Genomic DNA, 13,448 nt, shown 5'->3' with positions numbered 1-13,448 from the left:
TCGCCGCTAGATCTTCGCGTTGCGCGACCACACGAAGCAGTAGACGCCGAAGCACCCCAGTCCGACCGCCATCAGCGTCAGCAGCCACGGGCCGGCGGGAGCATCGCGGAACGTCTTCAGCGCATCGTCCAGGCCACCGGCCTTCTCCGGGTCGTAGCTGAGCGCGGCCCACGCGAACAGTACGCCGATGATCCCGAAGGCCACGCCCTTGGCCACGTAGCCCGCCACGCCGAGCGTGCCCACCCAGTCCGGCACGCCTCCGACGAGATCGTTCTCGAAGCTGCGCGTCACGCCGCGGACGATCTGCCGCACGCCGACGCCGATGATGACCAGACCGATCACGATCACGAGCACCCGCCCGAAGGAGTGGCCCATCATCGAGGCGACGAAGCCCTCCTCCTTGGAGTCGCTGGAACCGCCCGAGCCGGAGGAGAACGCGAACCTGAACGCGTTGTAGGCCAGCAGCGCGTACACGACGGCACGGCTGGCCGAGCTGATCCGCTTGAGTGTCCGCTTCTTCGTGTCGTGCTCCTCGGCGACGCGGCCGTGACCGAGGACCGCCTCGAGCCCCTGCCAGACCACGAGGGCGAGGAACCCGATCCCGACGACCACGAGCAGGTACGGACCCAGCGGCGTGCTGGCCATCTTGTGCAGCGCGCCGGTCTGGGAGGCGTCCTCGCCGCCTCCGCCGGACCAGGCCACCACGAGGGCGATCCAGGCCACGAGGAGGAACACGACGCCGTAGGCGACCAGTCCCGCCGTGACGAGGTGCCGGTACGCGTCGTTCTGCCGGACCTCGTTGACTGTCATCCGGCCATTATGGGCAGCCGCGAGATGAACGGCGAGTCGAGCGTCAGTCCGTCAGGGTCGGCTTGAGCTGGGCGACCTTGCTCAGCAGCCCGTTGACGAACCGGGGCGACTCGTCGGTCGACAGCTCGGTGGCCAGTTCGACCGCCTCGCTGATCGCGACGGCGTCGGGCACGTCGTCGACGTGCAGGATCTCGAAGACACCGATCCGCAGCAGGTTGCGGTCGACGGCGGGCATCCGGTCGAGGCTCCAGGCGTGCGAGTGCTCCTCGAGCAGCGCGTCGATCTGGCCCGCATGCGCTGCCACGCCCTCGACGAGCGAGACCGTGTACGGGTTGATCGGCGGGTCGTTCGTCTCGAGCCGGTCGGCGAGGGTGCCGTCAGCCGGCAGCCCTCGGGTCTCGGACTCGAACAGGATGTCCAGGGCCCGCTTGCGGTACTTCGTGCGGGCGGCCATCAGGCCTTCACACGACCGAGGTAGCTGCCGTCGCGGGTGTCGACCTTGATCTTCTCGCCGCTCGTGAGGAACAGCGGGACCTGGATCTCCTTGCCGGTCTCCAGGCGCGCGGGCTTCGTGCCACCGCTCGAGCGGTCGCCCTGCAGACCCGGATCGGTGTGCTCGACGAGGAGCTCGACCGACGCGGGCAGCTCGACGTACAGGACGCGACCGTCGTTCGTGGCGACGACGGCGTTCTGGTTCTCCAGCAGGTAGTCGACCGTGCCGCCCATGACCTCGGGGGTGACCTCGATCTGGTCGTACGTGCCGATGTCCATGAAGACGTAGTTCGTGCCGTCGTTGTACAGGTACTGCATGTCGCGCTTGTCGACGTTGGCCGTCTCGACCTTCGTGCCGGCGTTGAAGGTCTTGTCGACGACCTTGCCGGACTCGATGTTCTTGAGCTTCGTGCGGACGAAGGCGGGGCCCTTGCCGGGCTTGACGTGCTGGAACTCCACGACGGACCACAGGTTTCCGTCGATGTTGAGCACCAGGCCGTTCTTGAGGTCGTTCGTGGTCGCCATCAGTCGATCTCCAGGAGTTCTCTCGTGGTGTCGGTGAGCACGTCGGGCTCACCGCCGGGGTCGGTGACGAGGACGGTGTCCTCGATGCGCACGCCCCCACGGCCCGGGAGGTAGATCCCCGGTTCCATCGTCAGGACGGTGCGACTGGCCAGTCTACCGGGATGGGTCGAGGCGATGAACGGGTCCTCGTGGATCTCCAGGCCGACGCCGTGGCCGAGACCCGTCGTGAAGGCCTCCAGCCAGCCGTCGCGCTCCAGCGAGGCGCGGGCGGCGGTGTTCGCCGCGGCGACGGGGACCCCGGCGCGCAGCTGCTCGACCCCGGACCACTGCGACGCCTTCACGGCCGCGTGGATCTCGCGCTGCCAGTCCGCCGCGGGACCGAGCACGACCGTGCGGGTGCAGTCCGCGTGGTAGCCGTCGACGCGGGCGCCGAAGTCGATCTTGAGCAGGTCGCCGGTGCGCAGGACGCGGTCCGTGGGGTCATGGTGCGGGATCGCCGTGTTCTCCCCCGAGGCGAGGATCGTCGCGAACGCCTTGTCCTCGGCGCCGAGCTCGAGCATCCGCCACTCCAGGTCGCGCGCGACCTCGCGCTCGGTGCGACCCGTGAGCGGGCCGATCAGCAGTGCCTCGAGGGCCTCGCACGAGATCCGGCACGCCTCGCGCAGCGCCGCGATCTCGGTGTCGTCCTTGACCTCTCGCAGCCGCTCGACGAGACGACCCGACGGTTCGGGCCGGTCGAGTTGCTGCCACGAGTCGACGTCGAGCACGTGCGTCTCGGCCGCGAGGTCCGCCGGCGCGCGGCCGATGGCCACCCCGATCAGGTCGCGCGTGATCGCGATCTCGAGACCGTCGGTCTGCGCGGCGGCCTGGTCCTTGTACCGGCCGTCGGTGAGGAACAGCGGATCGCCGTCGACGGGGACGAGCAGTGCGGCGTTGGAGCCCGTGAACCCCGTCAGGTACCGCACGTTCACGAGGTGCGACACGTACATCGCGGCGTGGCCCTCCTCCCGCAGGAGCTCCTGCAGGCGCGCGATCCGGTGCTCAGCCACGGACGGCCTCCCAGCACTCGCGCAGCAGCGACTCGTCGGGGCCGGCGAGGATCGTCGGCCGGGCAAGTCCGTCGAGGACGACGAATCGCAACTGGTCGCCGCGGGTCTTCTTGTCCAACCGCATCCCGCCGAGCAGGTCCTCGAAGGACGCGCCGCCGTAGGTCGTGGGCAGCCCGACGAGGTCCAGGACGGAACGGTGCCGGGCCAGCAGCGCGTCGTCGATCGACCCCGTGCGGTGGGCCAGCTCGGCGACGAAGACCATCCCGACGCTGATCGCCTCGCCGTGGCGCAGCGTGTACTTCTCGTGCCGTTCGATCGCGTGACCGAGGGTGTGGCCGTAGTTGAGCGCCTCGCGCCCGACGCCGCCGTCGGCACCGGTCTCGCGCAGGTCGCCCGCGACGGTCGCGGCCTTGACGGCGATCCCGCGGGTGACGAGGTCGGCCAGCAGGTCGTCGGTGGGGTCCAGCGCGCGGTCGGGGTCGGCCTCCACATCGGCGAGGATCGACGGATCGGCGATGAAGCCGCACTTGACGACCTCGGCGAGGCCGCCGCGCAGCTCACGCGCCGGCAGGTCGACGAGCGTGCCGAGGTCGCACAGGACGCCGATCGGCTCGTGGAAGGCGCCGACGAGGTTCTTGCCGGCGGCGACGTTGATCCCGGTCTTGCCGCCGACGGCCGCGTCGACCATGCCCAGCACGGTCGTCGGCACCGTGACGAACCGGACGCCGCGCAGCCAGCTGGCGGCGACGAAGCCGGCGAGGTCGGTGGTCGCTCCCCCGCCGACGCCGACGACGAGGTCCGAGCGCGTGAAGCCGTGCAGGCCCAACTGGTCCCAGCAGTGCGCGAGGAAGGCGACCGTCTTGGCCTGCTCACCGTCGGGCGCCTCGATCAGCAGGACCTCACGCCCGGTCAGGTGCTGGGCGAGTCCCTCGGTGAAGCCGAGCACGGGGCCTGCGTGGATGATCGCGACGCGCAGCGCGTCCGCGGGGAGGAGGGTCGCGATCCGTCCGAGCACGCCGTGGCCGACGACGACGTCGTAGGGCTGGGCGGTGGCGACGCGCACCGTGCGGGTCACCGGTCGATCTCCTGCACGATGCGGTCGACGACCTCGTCGGGGCCGAGCTCGTCCGTGGCGATGGTGAACGTGGCCACCTCGCGGTACAGCGGGCGGCGGGCGTCCATGAGGGCCTTGAGCTGGCCGCGGACGTTGCCGAGCAGCAGCGGGCGACCCGAGTTCATGCCGACCCGATGGGCCGCCTGGGCGAGCCCCACGTCCAGGTGCACGACGGTGTGGTCGGCGAGCAGGGCCCGCGTGCGTGCGTCCATGACCGCCCCGCCGCCGAGCGCCAGGACGCCGTCGTGCTCCTGCAGCGCCGTGGCGACCGCGGCGACCTCCAGCTCGCGGAAGACCGGCTCGCCGCGGCCGACGAAGATGTCCTGCACGGACTCGCCCTCGCTCGCCTCGACGTCCTGGTCGGTGTCGCGCACCGCGACGTCCCACCGCTGGGCGAGCAGCTCGGCCACCGTGGTCTTGCCCGCACCGGGCGGCCCGACCAGGACGACCAGAGGTCGGGTCGAGGTCACCGGTACCTCAGGTGGTCGAGGTAGCCCTGCACGTTGCGCGAGGTCTCGCCGACGGAGTCGCCGCCGAACTTCTCCAGCACGGCCTCGGCGACCACGAGTGCGACCATCGCCTCGGCGACGATGCCCGCGGCCGGCACGGCGCACACGTCGGAGCGCTGGTGGTGGGCACGAGCCTCCTCGCCGGTCTGGACGTCGATCGTGCGCAGCGCCCGCGGCACGGTCGCGATCGGCTTCATCGCCGCGCGGACGCGCAGCACCTCGCCGGTCGACATGCCACCCTCGGTGCCGCCGGAGCGACCCGAGACGCGCCGGATCCCCGCGTCGGTGGGGACGATCTCGTCATGGGCCAGCGAGCCGCGCGTGCGGGCGAGCTCGAAGCCGTCGCCCAGCTCGACGCCCTTGATCGCCTGGATGCCCATGAGCGCGGCGGCGAGCCGGCTGTCGAGCCGACGGTCCCAGTGGGTGTGCGAGCCGAGTCCCGGCGGAAGTCCCTCGACGACGACCTCGACGACGCCGCCGAGCGTGTCGCCGTCCTTGTGGGCCGCGTCAACCTCGGCCACCATCGCCTTCGACGTCTCCGCATCGAAGCAGCGCAGCGGATCGGCGTCGATCGCCTCGAGGTCGCTGAAGGCCGGCAGCGTGCCCGCGGGCGCCGCGACCGAGCCGAGCTCGACGACGTGACTCAGGATCGTGGCGCCGGTCGCCTGCCGGACGAACTGCGCGGCGATCTCGCCGAGGGCGACGCGCGCCGCCGTCTCGCGCGCACTCGCGCGCTCGAGGATGGGGCGGGCCTCGTCGAAGTCGAACTTCTGCATGCCGGCGAGATCGGCGTGACCGGGACGCGGGCGGGTCAGCGGCGCGTTGCGCTTGAGCCCGGCCAGCACGTCGGCGTCGACCGGGTCGGCCGCCATGACCTGCTCCCACTTCGGCCACTCGCTGTTGCCGATGCGCAGGGCGATGGGGCTGCCGAGGGTGCGTCCGTGGCGGATGCCACCCACGATCTCCAGCACGTCGGCCTCGAACGCCATACGGGCGCCCCGACCGTAGCCGAGCCGACGTCGCGCGAGCGCCGCCTGGATCTCCTTGCTGGACACCTCGACGCCGGCGGGGATCCCGTCGATCGTCGCGGCCAGGGCGGGGCCGTGGGATTCCCCGGCGGTCAACCAACGAAGCATGGTGACATCCTCTCAAACCCCTCCATCAGACCCACAGGGCGGCAAAGGCACCGAGCAGCAGGTACGGCCCGAAGGCGATCGGCGTGCCCTTCCCGAGCCGGCCGCGAACCAGCACGATCCCCGCGAGCGCGCCGATCAGCATGCCGAAGAACACGCCGTAGAACGTCGCCACGAGGCCGAGCGGGCCGAGCGCGGCGCCCACCACCGCCGAGAGCCGGACGTCGCCGTAGCCCATCGGGCCGACCAGGCCGAGCACGAAGTAGAAGCCGAACACCGCGAGGTTCCCGATGAGCGCGAGCAGCAGCACGTGCCAGTCCCCCAGCCACGCGGCGCACACCGCGAGCAGCACCCAGGTGAGCACGTACAGCGGCGCGACGATCCGGTACGGCAGCAGGTGGACCTTCCAGTCGACCCACGCGAGCACGGGGGTCGCGGCCGCGATCGGGATCCACACGGGAAGCAACCTGGGCTCGCTGATCGTGGCTCCGGCGATCGCGCCGAGCACGGCGGCCGGGATCGCGAGCTTCCACCACAGCCCCGACTCCGCCGCGAGCTCGGGATACGGGATCTTCGCGGGCATGTCCGGCTCGGGCTCCAGCTCGGGCTCGGGCAGCCGGGCGAGCAGTCGCGGCGAGAGCGCCGCGAGCAGGCCGGCCAGGACGGCGGCGATCAAGGGGGGAAGCACGAGGGGCAGACTAGCGACCCGCGAGCGCGGCCGTGGCGGCACCGAGCAGGAGCTGGGGATCGACCGTCTGGCCGGCCATCAGGTCCACCTGCAGGACGGCCTGGTGGGCCAGCAGGTCCAGCCCCGTGACGAGCGCCGTCCCGTCACCCTGGGCCGACAGCATGAGATCGGTGGGCCACGGGTCGTAGACGGCGTCGAACACCGTCTCGGCGGAGCCGACGAACTCGTGCTCACGACCCGCGACGGCATCGCCGGGCACCGTCGAGACGAGCAGGTCGACCGACTCGGTGACGTCGACCCTCAGCGGCACGACCGTGGCCGTCAGCCCCAGCCGCTCGATGGCGCGCGCCGTGGCCGCCCCACGGCCGGTGTCGCGCACGCGCAGCTCGACCCGGGTCGCGCCGAGCCGCTTCGCCGCGAGCGCCACCGACACCGCGGTCGCTCCGGCCCCCACGATCCGGACGGTGGACAGCCGGGTGACGCCCACGCCACGCAGGGCGCTGATCGCGCCCGGAACGTCGGTGTTGGCGGCGAACCAGCCGCCGTCGCGGGGCACGAGCGTGTTGGCCACGCCCAGCGCGTCGACGATCGCGTCCCGTTCGGTCGCCAGCGTCGCGGCCTCCCGCTTGAGCGGCGCCGTGACCGAGAACCCGCGCCAGCGGGCGTGCTCGGACACGAACTCGGTCAGCTCGCCCTCGGCGACGTCGAACGCCACGTACGTCCAGTCCAGGCCGAGCGTCGCGTAGGCGGCACGGTGCATCGCCGGCGAGAGGGAGTGGGCGATGGGCGATCCCAGTACCGCGCAGCGGTCAGCCACCGCAGGATCCGGCCCCGTACTCGGCCTGGCAGTCCGCGGTGTGCTTCGCAAAGTCGGAGTTGTAGACGACCGAGCCGTCCTTCTTGGCGAAGAAGTACAGCCAGTCGCCCTCGGCCGGGTTGAGCGCCGCCTCGATCGTGGCCTCGCCGGGCGAGCCGATCGGTCCGGGCGGCAGACCCGTGTGCTGGTACGTGTTGTACAGCGACGGGTTCGCGCGCTCCTCCGCCGTGGTCCACACGTCGCCCTTGCGGTCGCTGACGTACGAGACGGTCGAGTCCAGCTGCAGCGGCATGCCCTGGTCGATCCGGTTGTAGAGGACGCGGGCGATCTTGGCGTAGTCCTCGGGCTTCTGGCCCTCGTACTCCAGGATGCTGGCGACCGTGAGGATCTGCTCCCCCGTCATCCCCAGCGCCGGGGCCCGCTCGCCGATCTCGAGGTCATCGGCGACCTTGAGGGTCTGCTTGACCATCCGGGTGAGCACGTCGGTGGCCGTCTCGCCGGGCTCGACGAAGTACGTCTCGGGGTACAGGTAGCCCTCGGGGTTGCCGTTGGCGAAGTCGGGCAGGCCGATCGAGGCCGGGTCGTCGAGCGCGGCCTGGAGGTCCTCGGACTTGAGGTCGGTGTTCTTCGCGATGGCCTCGACGATCTGGCCGACGCGCGCACCCTCGGGCACGGTGAACTTGTCCTGGACGAGGTTCGCCCGGTCGACGAGGGCGGCGAGCGCGGCGTCGGCCGACATGTGCTCGCGCAGCTGGTAGGTGCCGGCCTGGATCTGCTGGGCGCGCGAGTCGCTCAGGCTCAGCTGGTAGAACGCCTCGGACGACTTGACGACACCGGCGTCGGCGAGCAGCCGCGCGATCTGCAGGCCGTTGGCGCCCGACGGGACCGTGACCGTGACCGAGCCCGTGCCCTGGCCGCTGTAGTCGTCGGCGCCGCCGAGTCGGTCCATCGCCTGCGTCACGACGACGTAGCCGCCGATGAGGATCGCGACGACCGCCACGAGCGCCAGCAGCGTCTTGAGGCCCGACTTCTTCGGGGGCTCGGCCTTGCGGCGCGAGCCCGCGGTCGGCCGGGGCTCCTCCTCGCCGGTCAGCACCTCGAGTCCACCGTCGCTCATCGCTCAGTTCCTTCCGTCGTTGCCGTGACGATCTCGCCCGGCGCCTCGCCGCGCGTGCGCTCGGCGTCGACCGCCGACTGCAGGATCACCACGGCCGCCGCCTGGTCGATGACCGACCTCGACGACTTGGCCGCTCGACCGCTCGCGTGGAGCTGGGCCTGGCCCGCCACGGTCGAGAGTCGTTCATCGATCAACCGTACCGAAACCGGATGAGAGGAGCATGACAGCGCCGTGGCCAGCGACGCCGCGAACGCCCTGACCTTGGCCGCCGCCGGGCCCTCTCGCCCGGACAGGCCGAGCGGCAGGCCGACGACGACCTCGAGCACCTCGTACTCCTCGGCGAGCGCGACGAGGCGCGCCACGGCGCCGTCGCCGGCGCGAACCGTCTCGACCGGCGTCGCGATGAGCCCATCGGGGTCGCACGAGGCGACGCCGATGCGCGCGTCGCCGACATCGACGCCGAGCCGACGGCCCCGGCGCATCAGCGCAGGGCCTCCTCGACCGCGGCGAAGGCCGCCTCGATCCCGCCGAGGTCGGTGCCACCGCCCTGCGCGACGTCGGCCTTGCCGCCGCCACGACCGGCGATCTTGTCGCCGACCACGCCGAACAGCTGGTTCGCGGCGAGGCCACGGTCCTGGGCGGCCTGGTTGAGCGCGACGACCGCGGTGGCCTTGTCGCCACCCGTGCCGATCACGACGACGACCGCGGGACGGTCGGTCAGCCGGCCGCGGATGTCGAGGGCCATCTGGCGCACGTCGCCGCCGCCCACGCCGTCGGCGCGGTGGCCGACGAACGCGACGCCGTCGACGTCCTTGGCGGTCGCGGCGATGTCGCCCGCCGCGCCCTGGAGCTCGGCGGCGCGGAGCTTCTCGAGCTCCTTCTCGGTGGCCTTCAGTCGCGACACGAGGTCCTGAACCCGACCGGGCACGTCCTCGGGCTGGGCCTTGAGCACGTCGGTCAGCTGGAGCACGAGGTCGCGCTCCTTCGCGAGGTACTCGAAGCCCTCGATGCCCACGAGCGCCTCGACGCGGCGGTTGCCCGCACCGACCGAGGAGTCGGACGTCATGACGACGGTGCCGATCTGGCTCGACCGCTCGACGTGCGTGCCACCGCACAGCTCACGCGACCACGGACCACCGATCTCGACGACGCGGACCTGCTCGCCGTACGTCTCGCCGAACAGCGCGAGCGCACCGAACTCCTTCGCCTCGGGAAGCGTCATCCAGTGCTGGCTGACCTGCAGGTCCTCGCGCAGCGCGCGGTTCGCGACGTGCTCGACCCGCCGGAACTGGTCGGGGTCGAGGGCGCCGTTCCAGCCGAAGTCCAGACGCAGGTAGCCCGGTCGGTTGTAGGAGCCGGACTGCAGCGCGGTCGGGCCGAGCACCTCGCGCAGCGCCGCGTGCACGACGTGCGTTCCCGAGTGCGCCTGACGCGCGCCGAGGCGCCACTCGTGGTCGACCTCGGCCGACAGCGCAGTGCCGACCGTGAGCTCGCCGTGCGTGACCCGCACCTGGTGCACGACGAGGCCCTTGATGGGGCGCTGCACGTCGAGCACCTCGGCCTCGCCGCCGTCCCAGCGCAGGACGCCCGCGTCGGCGTTCTGGCCGCCGGACTCGGCGTAGAAGCCGGTGCGGTCCAGCACGACCTCGCCGACCTGGCCCTCCGCGAGCGCGGGCACCGTCGCCCCGCCGGACAACAGCGCGATCGCCGTCGACTCCGTGATCAGGTTCGTGTAGGCCAGCCAGTCGGTCGGGCCGAACGAGTCGAGCGTCTCGCGGTACACCGTGGTGTCGGCGTGGACGCCCTTCTTGGACTTGGCGTCGGCCTTGGCGCGCGCCTTCTGCTCGGCCATGAGCGCCCGGAAGCCCTCCTGGTCGACCGTGAGGCCCTGCTCCTCGGCCATCTCGAGCGTGAGGTCGATCGGGAAGCCGTACGTGTCGTGGAGCTGGAAGGCCTGGTTGCCGGTCAGCACCGAGCCGCCGTCGCTCTTGATGTCGCCCACCGCGACGTCGAAGATCTGCGTGCCCTTGCCGAGGGTCTGGCGGAACGCCTCCTCCTCGGCGTACGCGACCTGGCTGATCCGGGCGAAGTCCGCCTCCAGCTCGGGGTACGACTGCTTCATCCGCTCGAGGCTCACCGGGAGCAGCTCAGGCAGAGCCTGGTCCTCGAAGCCGAGCAGGCGCATCGAGCGCACGGCACGACGCAGCAGCCGGCGCAGGACGTAGCCGCGCGCCTCGTTGCCGGGGGTGACGCCGTCGCCGATCAGCATGAGACCGCTGCGGACGTGGTCGGCGATCACGCGGAACCGCACGTCGTCGACGTGATCGGCGCCGTAGCGCTTGCCGCTGAGCTCGGCGGCCTTCTCGATGACGGGGAAGACCTCGTCGATCTCGTACAGGTTCTCCTTGCCCTGCAGCAGGTACGCCACGCGCTCCAGGCCCATGCCGGTGTCGATGTTCTTGCTGGGCAGGGGCTGGATCACGTCGAACTGGTCCTTGGCGACCACGTTCGTGATCTCCTCCTGCATGAAGACGAGGTTCCAGATCTCCAGGAACCGGTCCTCGTCGGCCTCGGGACCGCCGTCGGGCCCGTACTGGGGTCCGCGGTCGATGTAGATCTCCGAGCACGGACCGCCGGGGCCGGGGACGCCCATGTGCCAGTAGTTGTCGAGCAGGCCGCGGTTCTGGATGCGCTCGTCGGGCAGGCCGGCGATCCGCTTCCACAGTTCGCGCGCCTCGGTGTCGGTGTGCAGCACCGTGACCCAGATCAGCTCGGGATCGAAGCCCAGACCGCCGTCGTCGACGCTCTTGGTGATCAGGTCCCACGCGTGCGTGATGGCGCCTTCCTTGAAGTAGTCGCCGAAGCTGAAGTTGCCGTTCATCTGGAAGAACGTGCCGTGCCGGGTGGTCTTGCCGACCTCCTCGATGTCGAGGGTCCGCACGCACTTCTGCACGCTCGTGGCGCGGTCGAACGGCGGCGTCTCCTGGCCGAGGAAGTACGGCTTGAAGGGCACCATGCCGGCGTTGACGAACAGCAGGTTCGGGTCGTCGAACAGCAGCGGGGCCGAGGGCACGACCGTGTGGCCGGCGTTCTCGAAGTGGGACAGGAATCGGCGCCGGATCTCAGCGGTTTCCATCAGGAGTCGTCCTTGGTGGTGAGTTCGGGAAGAAGTGTTCGGGTACGGATCTTGTGCTCCTTGGCGTGCATGCCCTCGCGCACCTCGGCGCTGAACGCGCGCACCCCGGAGCCGAGGGCGGCGGCCTGGTCGATGAGACCGGGCATCGAGACACGGTAGGCGGCTCGGCGGGCCTTGACGCTGGCGTAGACGCCGGCGGCGGTGCCGGCGACGAACCAGACGGCGCGGCTCACGGCGCTACCGTTCCACGGGCGGCGGAGCGGGCCGCGCGCTGGCGGGCACGCTTGCGCGCGCGGTACTCGCGGCGCATGAGCGCCCCGATGCGGTCGCGGCTCTCGGGCCGCAGCGCATGGACGACCCCGGACACGAGGATGCCGAAGCGCACCGACGGCCGGGTCATCGTCGCCGCCACGACCTGCGCCTGCGACGGCTGCACGATCACGCGACCCTCGACGACCCGCACGACCTCAGCCGCGGGCGCCGGGTCCCATGGGGTGTCACGTTCCGGCACGGAAAGGGCCGGCGGGGCGGCTGAAACGTGCAGCTCCACGGGTGCGGGAGGTGTCGGGGGTGCCTCGACGCGGCGCAGTTCGCGGACCGCGCGCAGGGCGACCACCGCAGCCGTCACCGCCACCAGGGCCAGGACGGCCGTGGCGAGGAGGAGCAGGACCTGCGGGGACATGGGAACGAGGTTACCTGTCACGCAGGATGGCGCGGATACGACTCAGCCGTTCTGCGATCGCGCCCTCGGCCCCGTGCGAGCCGGGCTCGTAGTAGTCGGCGCCGTCGACGTCGTCGGGTGCGTACTGCTGCGACACGACTCCGCGCGGGTCGTCGTGGGCGTACACGTAGTCGTGGCCGTGACCGAGCTTCTTCGCGCCGGCGTAGTGGGCGTCGCGCAGGGCGGGCGGCACGGCCCCGACCTTGCCGGCCCGGACGTCGGCCATCGCGGCGTCGATCGCGCGGACGACGGCGTTCGACTTGGGCGCCGTCGCGAGGTGGATGACCGCCTGCGCGAGCGGGATCCGGGCCTCGGGGAACCCGATCATCGCGACGGCCTGGGCGGTCGCGGTGGCGAGCGGCAACGCGGTCGGATCGGCCATCCCGATGTCCTCGCTGGCGTGGATCATGAGGCGCCGGGCGATGAAGCGCGGGTCCTCGCCGGCCTCGATCATCCGGGCGAGGTAGTGCAGCGCCGCGTCGACGTCCGAGCCGCGGATCGACTTGATGAACGCGCTCGTCACGTCGTAGTGCTGGTCGCCCTGCCGGTCGTACCGCACGGCGGCCTTGTCGACCGCGAGGGCCGCGTCGTCGACGCTGATCTCGGCGTGGCCCTGGTCCAGGGCCGCGCCGGCGGCCGCCTCGAGGTACGTGAGCGCGCGACGTCCGTCTCCCCCGGCGAGCCGGACCAGGTGGTCCCGCGCCTCGTCGGACAGTCCGACCGTGCCTCCCAGCCCCCGTTCGTCGGCGACGGCCCGGTCGACCAGCGTGGCGATGTCGTCGTCGGTGAGCGACTCCAGCGTCAGCAGCAGCGAGCGGCTCAGCAGCGGCGAGATGACGCTGAAGTGCGGGTTCTCGGTGGTCGCGGCGACGAGGCTGACCCAGCGGTTCTCGACGCCCGGCAGCAGCGCGTCCTGCTGGGCCTTGCTGAACCGGTGCACCTCGTCGACGAACAGCACCGTCTCGCGGCCCGTGTTCGCGAGCGCCTGACGGGCGCCGACGATCACCTCTCGGACCTCCTTGACACCGGCGCTGACCGCCGAGATCTCCGTGAACCGGCGATCCGTCTGGTGGCTGATCAGGCTCGCGAGCGTCGTCTTTCCGGTGCCGGGCGGCCCCCACAGCAGGACGGTCAGCGGCGCATCGCCCTCGATCATCCGGCGCAGCGGCGATCCCTGCGCGAGCAGGTGCTGCTGACCGACGAGCTCGTCGAGCGTGCGCGGACGCATCCGCACCGCGAGCGGCGCGCTGGAGTGCGCATTGCCCGCGAGGGTCCCGCCGGAGTCCCGGCGGGACGGCGCCTGGTCCGGCAGGTCGAACAGGCCGTCCGTCACGACA

15 protein-coding genes are annotated in these 13,448 nt (G+C 71.5%); all 15 read right to left on the bottom strand.

Features of this window, described 5'->3' with window-relative positions; all coding sequences use genetic code 11:
• Nucleotides 1-6 precede the first annotated feature (6 nt).
• Genes ACT26F_RS04685 through ACT26F_RS04615 form a run of 15 tightly spaced genes read right to left on the bottom strand, consistent with a single transcriptional unit; the run spans nucleotide 7 to nucleotide 13,444 of the window.
• Nucleotides 7-810 (bottom strand): DUF1206 domain-containing protein, encoded by an 804-nt coding sequence (locus tag ACT26F_RS04685; protein ID WP_471669330.1) that lies wholly within the window; start codon nucleotides 808-810, stop codon nucleotides 7-9.
• A 43-nt stretch (nucleotides 811-853) separates the two neighbouring features.
• Nucleotides 854-1,264: a transcription antitermination factor NusB gene (nusB, locus tag ACT26F_RS04680; RefSeq protein ID WP_471669329.1), complete on the bottom strand. Its 411-nt coding sequence runs from the start codon at nucleotides 1,262-1,264 to the stop codon at nucleotides 854-856.
• On the bottom strand, nucleotides 1,264-1,827 hold the full coding sequence (efp, locus tag ACT26F_RS04675; protein WP_471669328.1) for an elongation factor P: 564 nt from the start codon (nucleotides 1,825-1,827) through the stop codon (nucleotides 1,264-1,266). Before efp ends, nusB begins: the two co-directional genes overlap by 1 nt.
• Nucleotides 1,827-2,876 carry a M24 family metallopeptidase gene (locus ACT26F_RS04670; protein WP_471669327.1) on the bottom strand — a complete coding sequence of 350 codons (1,050 nt, stop codon included), beginning with the start codon at nucleotides 2,874-2,876 and terminating at the stop codon, nucleotides 1,827-1,829. The genes efp and ACT26F_RS04670 overlap by 1 nt, the downstream gene beginning before the upstream one ends.
• On the bottom strand, nucleotides 2,869-3,951 hold the full coding sequence (gene aroB, locus ACT26F_RS04665) for a 3-dehydroquinate synthase (protein ID WP_471669326.1): 1,083 nt from the start codon (nucleotides 3,949-3,951) through the stop codon (nucleotides 2,869-2,871). Before aroB ends, ACT26F_RS04670 begins: the two co-directional genes overlap by 8 nt.
• Nucleotides 3,948-4,460, bottom strand: coding sequence for a shikimate kinase (locus tag ACT26F_RS04660; protein WP_471669325.1), 513 nt, complete (start codon nucleotides 4,458-4,460; stop codon nucleotides 3,948-3,950). The genes aroB and ACT26F_RS04660 overlap by 4 nt, the downstream gene beginning before the upstream one ends.
• Nucleotides 4,457-5,635, bottom strand: a complete 1,179-nt coding sequence (gene aroC, locus ACT26F_RS04655) for a chorismate synthase (RefSeq protein WP_471669324.1) — start codon at nucleotides 5,633-5,635, stop codon at nucleotides 4,457-4,459. The genes ACT26F_RS04660 and aroC overlap by 4 nt, the downstream gene beginning before the upstream one ends.
• A gap of 25 nt (nucleotides 5,636-5,660) precedes the next feature.
• Nucleotides 5,661-6,320 (bottom strand): prepilin peptidase, encoded by a 660-nt coding sequence (locus tag ACT26F_RS04650; protein ID WP_471669323.1) that lies wholly within the window; start codon nucleotides 6,318-6,320, stop codon nucleotides 5,661-5,663.
• A gap of 10 nt (nucleotides 6,321-6,330) precedes the next feature.
• A complete protein-coding gene (locus ACT26F_RS04645; protein ID WP_471669322.1) occupies nucleotides 6,331-7,137 on the bottom strand; it encodes a shikimate dehydrogenase family protein in 807 nt (268 codons plus the stop codon).
• A complete protein-coding gene (mltG, locus tag ACT26F_RS04640) occupies nucleotides 7,130-8,254 on the bottom strand; it encodes an endolytic transglycosylase MltG (RefSeq protein ID WP_471669321.1) in 1,125 nt (374 codons plus the stop codon). The genes ACT26F_RS04645 and mltG overlap by 8 nt, the downstream gene beginning before the upstream one ends.
• A complete protein-coding gene (ruvX, locus tag ACT26F_RS04635) occupies nucleotides 8,251-8,736 on the bottom strand; it encodes a Holliday junction resolvase RuvX (RefSeq protein WP_471669320.1) in 486 nt (161 codons plus the stop codon). Before ruvX ends, mltG begins: the two co-directional genes overlap by 4 nt.
• On the bottom strand, nucleotides 8,736-11,390 hold the full coding sequence (gene alaS / locus ACT26F_RS04630) for an alanine--tRNA ligase (protein ID WP_471669318.1): 2,655 nt from the start codon (nucleotides 11,388-11,390) through the stop codon (nucleotides 8,736-8,738). The genes ruvX and alaS overlap by 1 nt, the downstream gene beginning before the upstream one ends.
• Entirely contained in the window at nucleotides 11,390-11,623 is a 234-nt protein-coding gene (locus tag ACT26F_RS04625; protein WP_471669317.1) for a DUF6167 family protein, read from the bottom strand. Before ACT26F_RS04625 ends, alaS begins: the two co-directional genes overlap by 1 nt.
• Nucleotides 11,620-12,072, bottom strand: a complete 453-nt coding sequence (locus ACT26F_RS04620) for a hypothetical protein (protein WP_471669316.1) — start codon at nucleotides 12,070-12,072, stop codon at nucleotides 11,620-11,622. Before ACT26F_RS04620 ends, ACT26F_RS04625 begins: the two co-directional genes overlap by 4 nt.
• Before the next feature lie 10 nt (nucleotides 12,073-12,082).
• Complete coding sequence (locus tag ACT26F_RS04615; protein WP_471669315.1) at nucleotides 12,083-13,444, bottom strand: replication-associated recombination protein A; 1,362 nt, start codon at nucleotides 13,442-13,444, stop codon at nucleotides 12,083-12,085.
• Nucleotides 13,445-13,448 lie beyond the last annotated feature (4 nt).

The sequence above is a fragment of the Aeromicrobium sp. SP1 genome (assembly GCF_055663785.1).
Note: the sequence above shows the minus strand (reverse complement) of the source record. Positions and strands in the feature narration are given on the sequence as shown.

What these genes read in the sequence shown, in the direction of transcription:
- ACT26F_RS04685 (WP_471669330.1), bottom strand. Translation starts at nt 810, where the DNA reads ATGACAGTCAACGAGGTCCGGCAGAACGACGCGTACCGGCACCTCGTC.
- nusB (WP_471669329.1), bottom strand. Translation starts at nt 1,264, where the DNA reads ATGGCCGCCCGCACGAAGTACCGCAAGCGGGCCCTGGACATCCTGTTC.
- efp (WP_471669328.1), bottom strand. Translation starts at nt 1,827, where the DNA reads ATGGCGACCACGAACGACCTCAAGAACGGCCTGGTGCTCAACATCGAC.
- aroC (WP_471669324.1), bottom strand. Translation starts at nt 5,635, where the DNA reads ATGCTTCGTTGGTTGACCGCCGGGGAATCCCACGGCCCCGCCCTGGCC.
- mltG (WP_471669321.1), bottom strand. Translation starts at nt 8,254, where the DNA reads ATGAGCGACGGTGGACTCGAGGTGCTGACCGGCGAGGAGGAGCCCCGG.
- ruvX (WP_471669320.1), bottom strand. Translation starts at nt 8,736, where the DNA reads ATGCGCCGGGGCCGTCGGCTCGGCGTCGATGTCGGCGACGCGCGCATC.
- alaS (WP_471669318.1), bottom strand. Translation starts at nt 11,390, where the DNA reads ATGGAAACCGCTGAGATCCGGCGCCGATTCCTGTCCCACTTCGAGAAC.
- ACT26F_RS04620 (WP_471669316.1), bottom strand. Translation starts at nt 12,072, where the DNA reads ATGTCCCCGCAGGTCCTGCTCCTCCTCGCCACGGCCGTCCTGGCCCTG.